Here is a 16568-nt window from a genome sequence, read left to right as displayed (position 1 = left end):
GCGCCCGGTTTGCGCTTACGATCACGGCATGAGCGGTGTGTACGCGATCAGCGACCTGCACGTCGGGTTCCCCGAGAACCGCGCCTTCGTCGAGGCGCTGGAGCCCGCGGCGCCGGGCGACTGGCTGATCGTGGCGGGCGACGTCGCGGAGCGGTTCGCCGACGTCGAGTGGGCGCTCGGCGTGCTGGCCGGGCGGTGGGACCGCGTGCTGTGGGTCCCCGGCAACCACGAGCTCTGGACGGTCAAGGACGACCCGGTGGCCCTGCGCGGCGAGGCCCGCTACCGGCGGCTCGTCGACATGTGCCGCGGGCTCGGCGTGCTCACGCCCGAGGACCCGTACCCGGTCTGGGACGGCGCGGACGGCCCGGTCACGGTCGCCCCGCTCTTCCTGCTGTACGACTACACGTTCCGGCCGGACGGCGCGTCCACCAAGGAGGAGGCGCTGAAGATCGCGCACGACTCCGGCGTCGTCTGCACCGACGAGGTCTACCTGCACCCGGACCCGCACCTCACCCGGGACGCCTGGTGCGACGCCCGGATCGCCTACACCGAGGAGCGGCTCGCGGCCCTCGCGCCCGGCACCCGGACCGTGCTGGTCAACCACTGGCCGCTCGTCCGCGAACCCACCCGCGTGCTCTGGTACCCGGAGTTCGCGCAGTGGTGCGGCACCGAGCGCACGGAGTCATGGCACTCCAGGTTCGGCGCCGTCGCCGTCGTGTACGGCCACCTGCACATCCCCCGGACGATCTGGACGGACGGCGTGCCGCACATCGAGGTGTCGGTCGGCTACCCGCGCGAATGGCGCGCGAAGGGCGGCGGGCCGGAGGGGCCGCGCCGCGTCCTCCCCGTCCCCGCCGAGAACTGACGCCTCAGCCGGACGGGTCCGGCGCGCCGCCCGACCCGTCGTGCGCGGCGCCGCTCTCGCCGTGCGCGGCGCTGGGGACGATGCCGGACGCGGCGAGGGAAAGCAGCCGCCGGGCGGCGCCGGGTTCCCGCTCGCCGGCCATCGCGATCCCGCCCGCGAGCTTCAGCACGTCCAGGAACGCGGCCCCGGCGGGCGCCTCGCCGTACTCCTGCGCGCGCGCGAACAGCGCAGCGCCCGCGTCCCGCATGGCGCGGCACGACCGGAACGCCTCGCAGCGCTCGCCGCGCAAGGAGACCAGGACGGACGGGGCCGTCCCCTGGAACACCGACACGGCGGCGACGAAGTCGTCCAGCCACGCGAGGAGCGCCCGCCCCGGCTCCGGCGACTCCAGCAGCTCGCGGCCCCGCTCCGCGAGCGCGTCGTAGGCGTCGGCGAGCAGCGCCTCCAGGAGGTCCTGCCGGGTGGGGAAGTGGCGGTAGAGCGTCCCGACGCCGACGCCCGCCAGGCGGGCGACGCCCTCCAGGGAGGCGCCCGCGCCGTCGCGCAGGAACATCTCGCGCGCAGCGGCGAGCAGCCGGGCGCGGTTGCGGCGGACGTCCGCGCGCGGCGCACGGGTGCGCGGCGTGTCGTCGCTGGTCACCTGGGTCCCCGGTCCTTCCTGACGCGTGCGCGACCGCGGCGTGCAGGGGGACGGTCCGCGGTGTTGGAACGTTCCCTGAAGTCTAGTCGCAGCGCGCCGCGCCACCCCGGGCAGGCGGCCGTGTCCGCCCGGCCGGTGTCCCGCGAGGGGGGATCCGAGCGGCCGGAGCCCGCCGCGGCACGCGGTTCGCGGCGGGCTCCGGTGAGGGAAGGGGGCCGCCCTCACCGAGGGCGCCGGTGACCGGTCTCCCGGCCCGGTCCCCGGTCAGGAACCGCCGGGCGCCAGCGGCAGGTACACGCGCCCGCCTCCGGCGCGGAACTCCCCGGCCTTCTCCCGCATCCCGGCGGCGAGCGCCTCCTCCTCGGCCAGTCCGTGCTCGCCGGCGTACCGGCGGACGTCCCGGGTGATCTTCATCGAGCAGAAGTGCGGCCCGCACATCGAGCAGAAGTGCGCGGTCTTCGCCGGCGCCGCCGGGAGCGTCGCGTCATGGAACGCCCGCGCGGTGTCCGGGTCCAGCGACAGGTCGAACTGGTCCTCCCAGCGGAAGTCGAACCGCGCGTCCGACAGCGCGTCGTCCCACGCCTGCGCGCCCGGATGCCCCTTGGCCAGGTCGGCGGCGTGCGCCGCGATCTTGTAGGCGATCACGCCGGCCTTGACGTCGTCGCGGTCCGGCAGCCCGAGGTGCTCCTTCGGCGTGACGTAGCAGAGCATCGCGGTGCCGTGCCAGCCGATCATCGCGGCGCCGATCGCCGAGGTGATGTGGTCGTAGCCCGGCGCGATGTCGGTGGTCAGCGGCCCCAGCGTGTAGAACGGCGCGCCGTCGCACCACTCCTGCTGCAGGTCCACGTTCTCCTTGATCTTGTGCATCGGGACGTGGCCCGGGCCCTCGTTCATCACCTGGTTGTCGAACTCGGCGGCGATCCGGGTGAGCTCGCCCTGCGTGCGCAGCTCCGCGAACTGCGCCTCGTCGTTGGCGTCCGCGATGCAGCCGGGCCGCAGCCCGTCGCCGAGCGACCAGGTGACGTCGTAGGCCGCGAAGATCTCGCACAGCTCGCGGAAGCGGGTGTAGAGGAAGTTCTCCTCGTGGTGCGCCAGGCACCACGCCGCCATGATCGACCCGCCGCGCGAGACGATGCCGGTCTTCCGCCGCGCCGTCAGCGGCACGTACCGCAGCAGCACGCCCGCGTGCACGGTCATGTAGTCGACGCCCTGCTCGGCCTGCTCGATCACGGTGTCGCGGAAGACGTCCCAGGTCAGCTCCGCCGGGTCGCCGCCGACCTTCTCCACCGCCTGGTACAGCGGGACGGTCCCGACCGGCACCGGCGAGTTGCGCAGGATCCACTCGCGGGTGGTGTGGATGTCCCGGCCCGTCGACAGGTCCATGATCGTGTCGGCGCCCCAGCGGGTCGCCCACGTCATCTTCTCGACCTCGTCCTCGATCGAGGACGCCACCGCCGAGTTGCCGATGTTGGCGTTCACCTTCACCAGGAAGCTCCGGCCGATGACCATCGGCTCGATCTCCGGGTGGTTGACGTTGGCGGGCAGCACCGCCCGGCCCGCCGCCAGCTCGTCGCGGACGAACTCCGGCGCCACGCCCTCGCGCAGCGCCGCGAACTCCATCTCGGCGGTGATCTCCCCGCGCCGCGCGTAGGCGCGCTGGGTCACCGCGCCGCCGCTCGCCCGGCGCGGCCTGCGGGGGAGCGGCCCGTCGGCCGCGGGCGCGGAGCGGCGCCCGTCGTCCTCGGGGCGCGCCGCCCGCCCGTCGTACGGCTCGGTGTCGCCGCGCTCGGCGATCCACGCCTCCCGCAGCGCGGGCAGCCCCTTGCGGACGTCGGTCTCGTGGTCGGGGTCGGTGTACGGCCCGGACGTGTCGTACAGGACGACGACGTCGCCGTTGGTCAGCGGGACCTCCCGCATGGGAACGCGCACCCCCGGGCGGGAACCCTGGAGGTAGGTCTTGCGGGCAGCTGGAACCACGGATTCGGTCATGACGACTCGATCTCTCCCTACGCCGGCATTACCCGGTCAGGTTCATGCGGTCAGCGGCCGTCCCAGCCGCTATCTCAGCCCGGTTCGCCGGGCCCCCGCGATCTGTCGTGCTCGACGGTAACCCGGCGCACCCCCGTTGCGGCAACCACCGCCGCCGGGGTAGAACGCGCCCGCGCGACGGGGCTGGGAGGATCAGGGCATGGAGAACATCCGCGATGACTTCGCCCTCACACCCGTCGGCCACGTGTCGTCCCCCCTCAGCGACCGCGCCGAGGCGCCCAAGCAGGGGACGGAGGGCGCCCCCGACGCGTGGCTGGTCTTCGAGCCGTCGTACCAGGCGGCCCTGGAGGGGCTCGGCGACGGCGACCGGATCATCGTGCTCACCTGGCTGCACCTGGCTCCGCGGGACGTGCTGCGGACCCGGCCGCGCGACGACCCGCGCAACCCCGAGACCGGCGTGTTCGCCACCCGCTCCCCGGCCCGCCCGAACCCGATCGGCCTGCACCCCGTGGAGATCCTCCAGGTCACCGGGCGGCGCGTGCGCGTCCGCGGCCTGGAGGCGCTCGACGGCACGCCGGTGCTGGACGTCAAGCCCGTTCTCGCGGGGGGTACCGGCCTTTGACCGGCCCGTGCTCCGCGGTGGTCCAGACCACCGCCTAAAGTGGAGAGGCATGATCACCGTCTGAGGAAGGACCCGGCATGCCCGTTTCCCCCCGGCCGCAGAACGCGACCGGCACGCACACCGTGCTGGACAAGGCCTACGAGCGCGTCCTCGTCCGCGACCCGGGGGAGCCGGAGTTCCACCAGGCCGTCCACGAGGTGCTGGAGTCGCTCGGACCGGCCGTCGCCGCCCGCCCCGAGCTCGCCGGCCAGGGGGTGCTGGAGCGGCTCGTCGAGCCCGAGCGGCAGATCGTCTTCCGGGTGCCGTGGACCGACGACTCCGGCGCGGTGCATGTCAACCGCGGCTTCCGGGTGGAGTTCAACAGCGCGCTCGGCCCGTACAAGGGCGGCCTGCGCTTCCACCCGTCGGTGAACCTCGGCATCGTGAAGTTCCTCGGCTTCGAGCAGATCTTCAAGAACGCGCTGACCGGTCTCGGCATCGGCGGCGGCAAGGGCGGCAGCGACTTCGACCCGCGCGGCCGCTCGGACGCCGAGGTGATGCGGTTCTGCCAGTCGTTCATGACCGAGCTGCACCGCCACATCGGCGACGACACCGACGTCCCGGCCGGGGACATCGGCGTCGGCGGCCGGGAGATCGGCTTCCTGTTCGGCCAGTACCGGCGGATCAGCAACCGCTGGGAGGCGGGCGTCCTCACCGGGAAGGGCCAGCCCTGGGGCGGGTCGGCGTGCCGGACCGAGGCCACCGGCTACGGCAACGTGATGTTCACCGCCGAGATGCTCCGCAAGCGCGGCGAGGAGCTGGACGGCCAGACCGTCACCGTGTCCGGATCCGGCAACGTCGCGATCTACAGCATCGAGAAGGCGCAGCAGCTCGGCGCCAACGTGATCACGGTGTCCGACTCGGGCGGCTACGTGGTGGACGAGAAGGGCATCGACCTCGAACTGCTCAAGCAGATCAAGGAGGTCGAGCGGGGCCGGGTCGCCGACTACGCCGAGCGGCGCGGCGCGTCCGCCCGGTTCGTCCGGGGCGGCAGCGTCTGGGACGTCCCGGCCGACATCGCGCTGCCGTCGGCGACGCAGAACGAGCTGGACGCCCAGGCCGCGCGGGTGCTGGTCCGCAACGGCGTGAAGGCCGTCTCCGAGGGCGCCAACATGCCCACCACGCCCGAGGCGGTCCACGTGCTGCAGGAGGCGGGCGTCGCGTTCGGCCCGGGCAAGGCCGCCAACGCCGGCGGCGTCGCCGTCAGCGCCCTGGAGATGCGGCAGAACGCGGGACGCGAGATGTGGACGTTCCCGAAGGCCGAGGCGGAGCTGGCGGAGATCATGACGCGGATCCACAACACCTGCGACGAGACCTCCGAGCGCTACGGCGCGCCCGGGAACTACGTGGTGGGCGCCAACATCGCGGGGTTTGAGCGCGTCGCCGAGGCGATGCTCGCCCAGGGCCTCATCTGACCTCGGCCCCGGGGCGCCGCCCGGGCGGCGCCGCGCCCGGGACCGGCGGGAACGCGGCCCCGGGGTGCGGCACGCCGCGGGGCGGGTGCGCGCCGGCCGCGGAGTCGGGGAGGATGGGCACGTGGTGACGATGCCCCGGCCCGACACGGCGACCCGAGACGCCCTGCTGACGACGCTGCTGGCCGCCGCGGCCGTCGCCGCCGCGCTCGCGTGGCCGGGGACGCGGCCGCTGGACGCCTGGGGCGTCCTCCTGCTGGCCGGCGCCCACGTGCCGCTCGCGGTGATCCGGCGCCGCCCGGCGCTCGCGCTCGTCGTGCTGGTCGTCCTGACGCTGCCGTACCACCTGCTGCAGTACCAGCATCACGCGCTGATCCCGGCCGAGGTGATCGCGCTGTTCGCCTACGCGGTGTTCGGGCGCCGGGTCCGCGCCGTCCTGACGGTGGCCGGCCTGCTGCTGTTCGTCTGCGTGATCACGATGGCGCTGCGGGCGGGCGGCGGCTCCGTCCGCGAGCAGATCGCGGTGATCGAGGCCGTGGTGTCGGTGGTGATCGCCGTGCAGGTCTGGCGGTCGCACCGCGCCCGGCTCGCCACGATCACCGAGCGGGCCGAGCGCGCCGAGCGCACCCGCGAGGAGGAGGCGCGCCGCCGGGTCGCCGAGGAGCGCCTGCGGATCGCCCGCGACCTGCACGACCTGCTCGCGCACAGCATCACCGTCATCGGCGTGCAGGCGGGCGCCGCCGCCCACCTCGTCGCCGGCGACCGGCCGCTCGACCGCGCGGAGCTGGCCGAGGCGCTCGGATCGATCGCCGCGACCTGCCGGGAGGCCCGCACCGAGCTGCGCGGCACCCTGCAGGTCCTGCGCGGCACCGATGTCGGCGGGCCCGCCGAGCTGCCCGGCCCGGACGCGATCCCCGGCCTCGTGGACGCGGCCCGGGCCGCCGGCCTGGAGGTGACGCTGAGCGCCGACGGCGCCGCCGGCGCGCCGCCGGAGATCGGCGTCGCCGCGTACCGGATCGTCCAGGAGGCCCTGACCAACGTCGTCAAGCACGCCGGCGCGCGCCGCGTCGCGGTGACCCTCGCGCGCGAGGAGCGGGGGCTCGTCGTGCGCGTCGCCGACGACGGCCGGGGCCCCTCCGGCGCCGAGCCGGAGGGGTTCGGGATCCTCGGCATGATCGAGCGGGCGCGCAGCGTCGGCGGGACGCTGGACGCCGGCCCCGGCGAGGACGGCGGCTTCGCGGTCACCGCCGTCTTCCCGGCCGCCCTCCGGGACGGCACGCCCCCGGACGTGCCGTCCGGGGAGGCGCCGGTCACCCCCCGCTGATCGTCCGGGCGTGCAGCAGGAGCAGGCCCGCCAGGGTCGAGCCGGACCCGATCTCGCCGCGCGCGGCGAGCTCCGGGACCGACGAGAGCGGCACCCACTCGATCCGCTCCGCCTCCACGTCGGTCGGCTCGCCGATCCGCTCGGCGCCGTCCGCCCGGAAGATGTGGTGGATCCCGTCGTGCAGCCCCGGCGACGGGCGCACCGCCACGACGTGCTCCAGCGGCCCGGCCCGGTACCCGGTCTCCTCGACCAGCTCGCGCGCCGCCGCCTCCGCCGGGTCCTCGCCGTCCTCGACCCGGCCGCCCGGGACCTCCCAGCCCCAGGCGCCGGTGATGAACCGGTGCCGCCAGATCAGCAGCACCCGGCCCGCGCCGTCGACCGCCGCCACGCCCGCGGCGGGCCGCACCCGCACGAGATGGTGGTCGAAGCGCCGCCCGTCCGGCAGTTCCACGTCGGCCAGCCGCACGTCCATCCAGGGGCTGTCGTAGATCGATCTCTCGCCGTGCACCGTCCATCGCATGGCCGGACGCTATCGGGGGCTTTCAAAGCCTTACCGGTAGGGTCAGGATCAAGGGGGACGGCGCGACCGCCGGGGGGCCGACCCAGGCCCCAGGGTCATCGCCCGGAGGGCGCTGTCAGGGAGGGGAGCGCAAGCGGTGAGCACTGAGGCCGGCAGGGCGCCGGAGGCGGCGCGGGACCGGATCTTCACGGTGCCGAACATGCTCAGCATGGCGCGGCTCGTCGGAGTCCCGTTCTTCCTGTGGCTGGTGCTGGTCGAGCAGGACTGGTGGGCGCTCGGGCTGCTGGTGTTCGCCGGCCTGTCGGACTGGCTGGACGGCAAGCTCGCGCGGGCGCTGAACCAGACCAGCAAGCTCGGCATGCTCCTGGATCCGGCCGCCGACCGGCTGTACATCTTCGCGACGCTCGTCGGCCTGACGATCCGCGACATCATCCCGCTGTGGCTGCTGGCCGCGCTGGTCGCGCGCGAGCTGGCGATCACCCCGATCGCGCCGATCGTGCGGCGGCTCGGGTACGGCGGGACGCTTCCCGTGCACTTCATCGGCAAGACGGGCACATTGTGCCTGCTGTACGCCTTCCCGCTGCTGCTGCTGGGCGACCATGACGGGGCGGCGGGCACCGCGGCGAAGGTGATCGGGTGGTCCTTCGCCATCTGGGGGACGGCGCTGTACTGGTGGGCGGCCGTCCTGTACTGGGCGCAGACGCGGCAACTGGTGCTGGCCGGCCGCGGCGCGCCACCCGACGGCGCGCCCGGTCCGGGCGCGCGGCCCCCGGCCGGCGAGCAGAAGGGAGCTGAGACCCCCCGATGAAGGCCGTCGTGATGGCGGGTGGCGAGGGGACGCGGCTGCGTCCGATGACCGCCAACCAGCCCAAGCCGCTGCTGCCGCTCGTCAACCGGCCGATCATGGAGCACGTGCTGCGGCTGCTGAAGAAGCACGGGTTCAGCGAGACCGTCGTCACGGTGCAGTTCCTGGCGGCGCTGATCCGCAACTACTTCGGCGACGGCGAGGAGCTCGGCATGTCGCTGAGCTACGCGACCGAGGAGGTGCCGCTCGGCACCGCGGGCAGCGTGAAGAACGCCGAGGCGGCGCTGCGCGACGACCGGTTCCTGGTGATCTCCGGCGACGCGCTGACCGACATCGACCTGACCGACATGGTGCGCTTCCACGAGCGCAACGGCGCCCTCGTCACCATCGGCCTCAAGCGGGTCCCGAACCCGCTGGAGTTCGGGATCATCATCGTGGACGACGAGGGACGCATCCAGCGGTTCCTGGAGAAGCCGACGTGGGGGCAGGTGTTCTCCGACACCGTCAACACCGGCATCTACGTGATGGAGCCCGGGGTGCTCGACCACGTCGCGGCGGGCGAGGTCGTCGACTGGTCCGGCGACGTGTTCCCCAAGCTGCTGGCGGAGGGCGCGCCGCTGTACGGGTACGTGGCGGACTGCTACTGGGAGGACGTCGGCACCCACGAGAGCTACCTGAAGGCGCAGGCCGACATGCTGTCCGGGCAGGTCGGCATCGAGCTGGACGGGTTCGAGATGTCGCCGGGCGTGTGGGTCGCCGAGGGCGCCGAGGTGGACGCGGAGGCCGTGCTGAAGGGCCCGCTCTATATCGGCGACTACGCGAAGGTCGAGGCCGGCGTCGAGCTGCGCGAGTACACCGTGCTCGGCAGCAACGTCGTGGTGAAGGAGGGCGCGTTCCTGCACCGCGCGATCGTCCACGACAACGTGTTCGTCGCGCCGTCGACGAACCTGCGCGGCTGCGTGGTCGGCAAGAACACCGACATCATGGCGGGCGCCCGCGTCGAGGAGGGCGCGATCGTCGGGGACGAGTGCGTCATCGAGGCGGAGGCGTACGTCTCCAGCGGCGTGAAGGTGTACCCGTTCAAGACGATCGAGGCGGGCGCGGTCGTCAACACCAGCGTGATCTGGGAGTCGCGCGGGCAGCGCAACCTGTTCGGGCCGCGCGGGGTGTCCGGGCTGGTCAACGTGGAGATCACGCCGGAGCTGGCGGTGCGGCTGGCCAGCGCGTACGCGACCACGCTGAAGAAGGGCACCACGGTCGTCACCGGCCGGGACGTCTCGCGCGCCGCCCGCACGCTCAAGCGCGCGGTGATCAGCGCGCTGACCGCCAGCGCGATCAACGTGCAGGACCTGGAGGCGACGCCGCTGACCGTCGCCCGGTTCGAGACCGGCCGCGAGGACTGCGCGGGCGGCATCTACATCCGCACCACGTACGGCGAGACCCAGGGCGTCGACATCATCTTCCTCGACCCGGACGGCGCGGACCTGTCGCAGGCCGCGCAGCGCAAGCTGGAGCGGGTGTTCGGGCGGCAGGAGTACCGGCGCGCGTTCCCCGGCGAGATCGCCGAGCTGACCTACCCGCCGCGGGTGGTGGAGACCTACACCCGCGACCTGCTGGACCGCATCGACATCAGCGGCGTCCGCGAGGCCGGGCTGAAGATCGTGCTGGACTGCGCGGGCGGCGTCGCGTCGCTGGTGCTGCCGAGCCTGCTCGGCCGCGTCGGGGTCGAGGTGCTGACCCGCAACAACGCGCTGGACGAGGCGAACCCGACCGAGACGCTGCCCGAGCGGATGCGCGACCTGGAGCGACTCGGCGCGCTGGTGTCGTCGTCGCGGGCCGCGTTCGGCGTCCGGTTCGACCCGGTCGGCGAGCGGATCTCGCTGGTGGACGAGAACGGCGAGCTGGTGGCCGACGACCGGGCCCTGCTGGTGATGCTGGACCTGGTCGCGGCGGAGCGGCGCGGCGGGCGGGTCGCGCTGCCGGTGACCACCACCCGGGTGGCCGAGCAGGTCTGCCGGTTCCACGGCGTCCAGGTGGAGTGGACCTCGACCTCGCAGGACGTGCTGACCAAGGCCGCCGCGCGCCCCGACGTGATCTTCGCGGGGGACGGCCGGGGCGGGTTCCTGATGCCGGAGTTCAGCGGCACCGTGGACGGGATCGCGGCGTTCGTCCGGCTGGTCGGGCTCGTCGCGCGGACGCGGCTGACGCTGTCGCAGATCGACCGGCGCATCCCCGTCGCGCACCTGCTGCGCCGGTCCGTCCCGACGCCGTGGGCGGCGAAGGGAAGCGTCATGCGGCACGTCGTGGAAGCCGCCGGGAGCCGCACCCTCGACACCACCGATGGGGTCCGCGTGGTGGGGGACGACGGCGGCTGGGTGCTCGTGCTGCCCGACCCGGCGGAGGCCGTCACGCACCTGTGGGCCGAGGGCCCGGACGCCGACGCCGCGCAGGAGCTACTGGAGGAGTGGGCCGTCGTGGTGGAACGCGCTGGCTCGTGACGCGGTGGTCCCGGTGCGAGGGGCGCGGGAGCCTCAGCAGCGCTCGCGGGGCTTGAGGCCCCTCGCGTCGGGCTCCCGGTCGCCGTAGGCCTCCTCCAGGAACGAGACGAGCCGCTCGACGTCGCCGACGTTGGAGACCAGGCCGAGCGAGGCGCGGACGGCGCCGCCGCTCGGCAGGTGGAGCAGGTCGAGGTACTCGTCGAGCGTGCGCATGCCGCCGCGCAGCGTCCGCCGGTCGCGCAGGGCCCGCTCGGAGATGCGGAAGGCGCCCTCCCCGGCGCCCGGGTTGCAGAAGCAGCCGGTGCGGACGGAGATCCCGGCGGCGGCGGTGTCGCGCGCGATGATCCGCTCGTCCACGATCCGGCCCCGCGGGTCCAGGACGTTGAACGCGACGGTGCCGCCGCGCCGGTCCGTGCCGGTGGGGCCGTACACGCGGACCATGGCGGAGCCCGCGCCGTGCCGCAGCCCGGTCAGGCGGTGCAGCAGCCACGAGGTGAGGCGGGCGACCCGGCGGTGGACCAGGTCGATGCCGATGTCCTCGATCCACCGGATGCCGAACTCCACGTCCGGGATCGACAGGAAGTTCAGGGTGCCGTCCTCGAACGCCGTCTCGTCGGGGGCCGGGACGTGCCAGCCGCCGAGCGCGCTGACCGCCTGGATCGTGCCGCCCGCGAACCACGGGCGGCGCAGCCGGGCGAGCGCCGCGCGCCGCGCGACCAGGGCGCCGACGCCGGTCGGGTAGCCGAACACCTTGTACCAGCTCACCGGGACGAAGTCGGGCCGCGTCCGGCTGAGGTCCAAGCGGTTCGCGGGGACGAACGCGGCCGCGTCAAGGAGGACGTCGTACCCGTGCGCGTGCGCGAGGTCGACCCACTCAAGGGGGTGCTGGACGCCTGTGAAGTTGCTCTGCGCCGGGTAGACGAGGAGCCCGCGGCGGCGGGCGAGGGCGGTGCGCACGTCGTCGTCGGGGACGCGCAGCTCGGCCCCGCGGACGGGCACGTTGACCACCTGCGCGCCGCGCGCGCGGGCGAACTCGCGGATGCCGTTGACCGAGTTGTGGTTGTCGCCGGTGAGGACGAGCCGGGAGCCGCGCCCGAACGGGTAGGCCTCGCCGACGAGCCGGCACGCGCCGGTCGCGTTCGGCGTGAAGATCACCTCGTACTCGTCGGGCGAGGCGTTGAAGAAGCCGAGGATCGCCGCGCGGGTCCGCTCGACGAGCTCGGTGGACGCGCTGGACGTCGGGTTCTCCGAGTGCGGGTTGCCGTAGCAGCGCCCGGTGAGCCGCCGGGCGTGCGCGCGGATCTGCGCGTCGGCCGCCACGCCCGCCCCCGTGTAGTCCAGGTAGGTCTGGCCGTTCGCGTCGAGATGGCCGTACTCGGCGGCCCTGAGATCGTCCAGCCGGCTCGTCGAGGCGTACTCGGCGTCGGTGCCGGGCGTCGCCCCCGCCGCCCAGGAATCGGTTGAAGCGGACATCATGCTCCCCCGCGTACAAAGCCGCATCCTCCTCTAAGAACGGTCCAAAATCGGAGAACGGCGTGCAAGAGGGAGTGCTGACCTTTTCAGGACTTGATGGCCGTGTTTGGCGGTTTTCGGGCGCGAGGGGACGGGCCGTCCGCGGACGGCCGCGTACGGCGGGCGAGGACGGCGGCCGTCCCCGCCAGGAAGAGCGCCGAGAACCCGGCGAGGATCGCCCAGTCGGCGGCCACGGCCCGGGAGAACGTGCCGCCGTAGGAGGCCAGCAGCGGCGGCCCCAGCGGCGACCGGCCCGACGCCCACAGCCGGTCGACGCGCAGGCTGTGCCCGAGCCCCTCGAACGCCCAACGGTTCGACATCGCGTAACTCAGCCACCGGCCCGGCGCCGCCATCACCGGGACGGGCAGGATGGCGCCGACGAACAGCACCTGCGGGAAGCACAGCATCGGCAGGGCCATCGTCGCCTGCGCCGGGTCGGTCACCGCCGCCGACACCAGCAGCCCGAGCGCCAGCGCCGCCACCGAGCACAGGAGCAGCGTGGCGAACAGCTCCCCGTACGTCCGCCAGCCCGTCGCCGGCAGCCGGTCGAGCCCGCGCAGCACCCCGAGCATCAGCGCGTCCACCGCCGCCAGCAGCGGCAGCAGGACGGCCGCCTTCGCCAGCACGTACGGCCCGATCCGCAGCCCGGTCAGCCGCTCCCGCCGCAGCACCGGCAGCTCGGTGCAGATCTGCAGCAGCCCGTAGGTCAGCCCGAAGAAGAACCCGCCGAACGCGATCCAGAAGAGGATCATCACGGTCGCGCCCGGGCTCGGCGACTCCGGCGCGAACGCGCCCGGGCGGAACAGCACCGCGAACATCGCCAGCACCATGAGCGGCGACCCCGCCAGCACGGCGAGCGTCAGCCGGTTCCCCGCCAGCAGGTCCAGGTTGCGTCGGGTCAGCAGCGCCCACTGGCGCAGCGCGCCGACGCCGGGACCAGGCGCCGTCCCCTCGCCGCCGGGACGCCGGAACCGGGCGCCCCAGTCGCCCTCCGCCGCGCCCGCGAGCCGCAGGTAGATCTCGTCGACCGAGGTGGCCCCGAACTCCTCCAGCGCCTCCTCCGGCGGGCCGTAGAACGCCAGCCGCCCGTCCGGCGCCAGCACCGCCACCCGGTCGCACACCGCGACGTCCGGCGGGTGGTGCGTCGTCATGACGACGGTCGTCCCCGCGTCGGCGAGGCCGCGCAGCAGCCGCATCAGGTCGGCGGCCGTGGCCGGGTCGAGGCCCGACGTCGGCTCGTCGAGGAAGAACACCCGCGGCCGGGTGAGCAGCTCGACCGCGATGCTGGCGCGCTTGCGCTCGCCGCCGCTCAGCCGGCCGACGCGCTGCCCGGCCCGCTCGGTGAGGGCCAGCGCGTCCAGCACGTCGTCCACGGCCTTCTCGGCCTCCTCCGGCGGCGTGCCGGCGGGCAGGCGGAGGCCCGCCGCGTACCGGAGGGTGCGGCGCAGCGGCAGCTCCTTGTGCACGATGTCGTCCTGCGGCACGTACCCCAGCGATCCGCCGCCGGCCTCGTGGCGCACCTCGCCCTCGGCGGGCGGCCGGACCCCGGCGATCGCGTCCAGCAGCGTCGTCTTGCCGGCACCGCTGCCACCGATGATCGCCACGAGCTCGCCGGCGCCGATCGTCAGCGACACGTCCCGTAGCGTGCGGCGCCCGCCGTCCACCCGCTGCCCGACCCCGCGCACCTCGATCACGTCACGCCCCCTCCCTCTGGAGGGCGCGGCCGCCCCCACAAGAACATGAACGACGCCGGGCGCGGAGTCCAGAGGCGGAACCCCGCCCGCCCCCGGCCGCCCGTCAGCCCACGGGGGCGTCGTCGGGCGTGCCGCCCGCGATCTCCGCCAGCACGTCCAGGGCCCTGGCGAGGACGTCCTCCGGCGGCGACGCCAGGCCGAACCGCACCGCCCGCGGCGCGGCGGCGCCGCCGACCACGAACGCGGCGGCGGGCGTGACGGCGATGCCGCGCCGGGCCGCCGCGGCCACGAACGTCTCCGCCCGCCACGGCGCGGGCAGCTCCCACCAGCAGAAGTACGAGCCGGGGTCGGACCGGATCGCGGCGCCCGCGAGCCGGTCCGCCGCGATCCGCTGCCGGGACGCGGCGTCCGCCCGCTTCGCCTTCACGATCGCCTCCACCGTCCCGTCGGCGACCCACCCGGACGCCGCCTCCAGCGCGAACCCGGCGGGCCCCCACGCACCCGAGCGCAGAGCGGCGGCGACCCGGCCCGCCAGCCGCCGCGGGACGGCGGCGAACCCCACGCTCAGCCCCGGCGCCAGCCGCTTGGAGAGGCTGTCGACCGGGATCGCGTGGTCCGGCGCGAACGACGCCAGCGGCGGCGGGCCGTCCTCGCGCAGGAACGCCCAGATCCGGTCCTCGATCGCGCACAGCCCGAGCCGCCCGAGGAGGGCGCCCAGCTCGGCGCGCCGGCCCTCCGGCATCGTCGTCCCGTACGGGTTGTGCAGCGTGGGCTGGAGGTAGACGCCGCCGAGCGGAGCGGCGTGGTGCGCCTCGGCGAGCGCGCCCGGCACCATCCCGTGCCCGTCCACCGGCACCGCGACCGGCGTGACGCCGAGCCGCGCCGCGATCCCCTTGATCACCGGATAGGTGAGCGCCTCGACGGCGAGCCGCCCGCCCGGCGGCACGAGCGCGGCCACGGCCGCGGCGATCGCCTGCCGGCCGTTCCCGGCGAACAGCACATCCTCCGGCGCCGGGGCCCAGCCGTCCGCCGCGAGCAGCGCCGCCGCGGCCTCGCGCGCCGCCGGGGTGCCCGCCACGCCGACGGGCGCGAGCGCCGCGTCCAGCACGTCCGGACGCGCCAGGCGGTCCAGCCCGGCGGCCAGCAGGGGCGCCTGCTCCGGCACGACCGGGTAGTTCAGCTCCAGGTCGATGCGGGCGTCCGCCGGCTCGGTCAGGGCGGGGGCCGCCCGCCGCTCCGCCGCGAGCACGAACGTGCCCCGCCCGACCTCGCCGACGACCAGGCCGCGGCGGCCCAACTCGCGGTAGACGCGCGCGGCCGTCGAGGCGGCGATGCCGCGGCGGCGCGCGAACGCGCGCTGCGGGGGCAGCCGGTCGCCCGGCCGCAGCCGCCCGGCGGCGATGTCGGCGGCGACCGCGTCGGCCACCCGCCGGTAGTCGTCCATACGGCTCCCAGGATTGCACCGAGTTCAATCCCATCATTGCACCGAACAAATCGGACGTCTAGCATCGGTGCAATGATCTCCCCAGCGGCCCTGGCGGCCATCGCCCTCGTCGCGCTCGGGCTCGTCCTCACCCCCGGGCCGAACATGATCTACCTGGTGTCGCGGTCGGTGACGCAGGGCCGGCGCGCCGGGCTCGTCTCCCTCGGCGGCGTCGCCCTCGGCTTCGTCCTCTACGTCGTGGCCGCCACCGCCGGGATCACGACCGTCTTCCGGCTCGTCCCGCCCGTGTACACGGCGCTGAAGCTGGCGGGCGCCGGGTACCTGCTCTGGCTGGCCTGGCAGGCCGTCCGGCCCGGCGGGACCGCCGTGTTCGCCCCCAGGGAGCTGCCCGCCGACCCGCCGCGTCGGCTGTTCGCCATGGGCCTGGTGACCAACCTGCTCAACCCCAAGATCGCCATCCTGTACGTGTCGCTGCTGCCGCAGTTCGTCGACCCCTCCCGCGGCCACGTCGCCGTGCAGAGCCTGCTGCTCGGGCTCACCCAGATCACCGTCGCGATCACCGTGAACGCCCTCATCGTGCTCGGCGCCGGGAGCATCGCCGCGTTCCTCACCCGCCGCCCCGCCTGGCAGCGCGTCCAGCGCTACCTGATGGGCTCGGTGCTGGCCGGCCTCGCCGTCCACATCGGCCTCGACCGAACCCGCGCCGCCGTCGCCTAGCGCCGCGCCGGAGCGCGGCGGACCCGGCCCGATTTGGCGGGCCTTGCCATCATGGTGCGGTGATCGCGCGACGGCGGGGACGGGACGAGGCGGAGCGGGCGGACGGATGGCGCCGCCCCGACGCCTCCATGTCCCTGCTGTCGGACCTGTTCTCCGGCAAGCTCCTCGACCCCGGCTACGCCGAGGCGGCGTCTCGGCGCGCGGCGTCCGGCGGGACCCGCCCGCGCGGCGGGCGGCTGCGGGGCGGCGGCGTCCTCGCCGTGCTGACGGCCGCGGGCGTCCTCATCGCCGTGGCCGGCGTCCAGGTGCGCCGCAGCGAGCCCGTGGCCGCCAAGGAGCGCGCCCGCCTCATCGACCAGATCCACGCCCGCACCGGCGAGACCGACGCCCTCCAGCGCCGCCTCGACGGGCTGCGCGCCGACACCGGCCGGGAGCGGGCGGGCGCCCTGGAGCGCAGCGCCGCCGGCCGCCGCGTCCGCCGCGACCT

General features: G+C 74.7%; 14 protein-coding genes and 1 riboswitch. Of the genes, 8 read left to right on the top strand and 6 right to left on the bottom strand.

Annotation, left to right across the window (positions count from 1 at the left end; all coding sequences use genetic code 11):
* The first annotated feature begins 28 nt into the window (after positions 1-28).
* Positions 29-865 carry a metallophosphoesterase gene (locus amrb99_RS43800; protein ID WP_190867817.1) on the top strand — a complete coding sequence of 279 codons (837 nt, stop codon included), beginning with the start codon at positions 29-31 and terminating at the stop codon, positions 863-865.
* Positions 866-869: 4 nt separating this feature from the next.
* On the opposite strand, the gene amrb99_RS43795 is transcribed toward amrb99_RS43800, so the two are convergent.
* Together amrb99_RS43795 and thiC are read right to left on the bottom strand one after the other, a co-directional pair.
* Positions 870-1505 carry a TetR/AcrR family transcriptional regulator gene (locus amrb99_RS43795; protein ID WP_190867815.1) on the bottom strand — a complete coding sequence of 212 codons (636 nt, stop codon included), beginning with the start codon at positions 1503-1505 and terminating at the stop codon, positions 870-872.
* Between the two features lie 264 nt (positions 1506-1769).
* Positions 1770-3494: a phosphomethylpyrimidine synthase ThiC gene (gene thiC, locus amrb99_RS43790; protein ID WP_190867813.1), complete on the bottom strand. Its 1725-nt coding sequence runs from the start codon at positions 3492-3494 to the stop codon at positions 1770-1772.
* Positions 3490-3603: riboswitch (TPP riboswitch) on the bottom strand. Its footprint overlaps the gene before it by 5 nt.
* Positions 3604-3693: 90 nt before the next feature.
* On the opposite strand from thiC, the gene tsaA reads away from it, so the two are divergent.
* From tsaA to amrb99_RS43775, 3 genes are all read left to right on the top strand, one after another.
* The gene (tsaA, locus tag amrb99_RS43785) at positions 3694-4116 is read left to right on the top strand and encodes a tRNA (N6-threonylcarbamoyladenosine(37)-N6)-methyltransferase TrmO (RefSeq protein WP_190867811.1); all 423 of its coding nucleotides are present in this window, start codon (positions 3694-3696) and stop codon (positions 4114-4116) included.
* 77 nt (positions 4117-4193) lie between these two features.
* Positions 4194-5570, top strand: coding sequence for an NADP-specific glutamate dehydrogenase (gene gdhA / locus amrb99_RS43780; protein WP_190867809.1), 1377 nt, complete (start codon positions 4194-4196; stop codon positions 5568-5570).
* A 130-nt stretch (positions 5571-5700) separates the two neighbouring features.
* Positions 5701-6891: a sensor histidine kinase gene (locus tag amrb99_RS43775; protein WP_241756500.1), complete on the top strand. Its 1191-nt coding sequence runs from the start codon at positions 5701-5703 to the stop codon at positions 6889-6891.
* Here amrb99_RS43775 and amrb99_RS43770 read toward each other — a convergent pair.
* Entirely contained in the window at positions 6878-7411 is a 534-nt protein-coding gene (locus amrb99_RS43770; RefSeq protein WP_190867804.1) for an NUDIX hydrolase, read from the bottom strand. The two genes, amrb99_RS43775 and amrb99_RS43770, sit on opposite strands and share 14 nt — an antisense overlap.
* A 136-nt stretch (positions 7412-7547) precedes the next feature.
* Between amrb99_RS43770 and amrb99_RS43765 the strand changes: the two genes are divergently transcribed.
* A complete protein-coding gene (locus amrb99_RS43765) occupies positions 7548-8219 on the top strand; it encodes a CDP-alcohol phosphatidyltransferase family protein (RefSeq protein ID WP_347257118.1) in 672 nt (223 codons plus the stop codon).
* Positions 8216-10714, top strand: coding sequence for a mannose-1-phosphate guanyltransferase (locus amrb99_RS43760; protein ID WP_190867802.1), 2499 nt, complete (start codon positions 8216-8218; stop codon positions 10712-10714). The genes amrb99_RS43765 and amrb99_RS43760 overlap by 4 nt, the downstream gene beginning before the upstream one ends.
* A 33-nt stretch (positions 10715-10747) precedes the next feature.
* On the opposite strand, the gene amrb99_RS43755 is transcribed toward amrb99_RS43760, so the two are convergent.
* The 3 genes from amrb99_RS43755 to amrb99_RS43745 form a co-directional block, all read right to left on the bottom strand.
* A complete protein-coding gene (locus amrb99_RS43755; RefSeq protein ID WP_190867800.1) occupies positions 10748-12187 on the bottom strand; it encodes an aminotransferase class V-fold PLP-dependent enzyme in 1440 nt (479 codons plus the stop codon).
* A gap of 86 nt (positions 12188-12273) precedes the next feature.
* On the bottom strand, positions 12274-13920 hold the full coding sequence (locus amrb99_RS43750; protein WP_190867798.1) for an ATP-binding cassette domain-containing protein: 1647 nt from the start codon (positions 13918-13920) through the stop codon (positions 12274-12276).
* A gap of 103 nt (positions 13921-14023) precedes the next feature.
* Positions 14024-15364, bottom strand: a complete 1341-nt coding sequence (locus amrb99_RS43745; RefSeq protein ID WP_190867795.1) for a PLP-dependent aminotransferase family protein — start codon at positions 15362-15364, stop codon at positions 14024-14026.
* Between the two features lie 72 nt (positions 15365-15436).
* Here amrb99_RS43745 and amrb99_RS43740 point away from each other — a divergent pair, with 72 nt between their 5' ends.
* Positions 15437-16081: a LysE family translocator gene (locus tag amrb99_RS43740; protein ID WP_190867793.1), complete on the top strand. Its 645-nt coding sequence runs from the start codon at positions 15437-15439 to the stop codon at positions 16079-16081.
* A 59-nt stretch (positions 16082-16140) separates the two neighbouring features.
* A partial coding sequence (locus tag amrb99_RS43735) for a hypothetical protein (protein ID WP_206700351.1) occupies positions 16141-16568 on the top strand: 428 nt, incomplete at its 3' end.

The sequence above is a fragment of the Actinomadura sp. RB99 genome (genome assembly GCF_014706005.1).
Classification (GTDB): domain Bacteria; phylum Actinomycetota; class Actinomycetes; order Streptosporangiales; family Streptosporangiaceae; genus Spirillospora.
Note: the sequence above shows the minus strand (reverse complement) of the source record. Positions and strands in the feature narration are given on the sequence as shown.

Coding starts and splice junctions, on each gene's coding strand:
- amrb99_RS43770 (WP_190867804.1), bottom strand. CDS start 7,411: ATGCGATGGACGGTGCACGGCGAGAGATCGATCTACGACAGCCCCTGG.
- amrb99_RS43755 (WP_190867800.1), bottom strand. CDS start 12,187: ATGTCCGCTTCAACCGATTCCTGGGCGGCGGGGGCGACGCCCGGCACC.
- amrb99_RS43800 (WP_190867817.1), top strand. CDS start 29: ATGAGCGGTGTGTACGCGATCAGCGACCTGCACGTCGGGTTCCCCGAG.
- amrb99_RS43740 (WP_190867793.1), top strand. CDS start 15,437: ATGATCTCCCCAGCGGCCCTGGCGGCCATCGCCCTCGTCGCGCTCGGG.
- tsaA (WP_190867811.1), top strand. CDS start 3,694: ATGGAGAACATCCGCGATGACTTCGCCCTCACACCCGTCGGCCACGTG.
- amrb99_RS43760 (WP_190867802.1), top strand. CDS start 8,216: ATGAAGGCCGTCGTGATGGCGGGTGGCGAGGGGACGCGGCTGCGTCCG.
- gdhA (WP_190867809.1), top strand. CDS start 4,194: ATGCCCGTTTCCCCCCGGCCGCAGAACGCGACCGGCACGCACACCGTG.
- amrb99_RS43775 (WP_241756500.1), top strand. CDS start 5,701: ATGCCCCGGCCCGACACGGCGACCCGAGACGCCCTGCTGACGACGCTG.
- thiC (WP_190867813.1), bottom strand. CDS start 3,494: ATGACCGAATCCGTGGTTCCAGCTGCCCGCAAGACCTACCTCCAGGGT.
- amrb99_RS43745 (WP_190867795.1), bottom strand. CDS start 15,364: ATGGACGACTACCGGCGGGTGGCCGACGCGGTCGCCGCCGACATCGCC.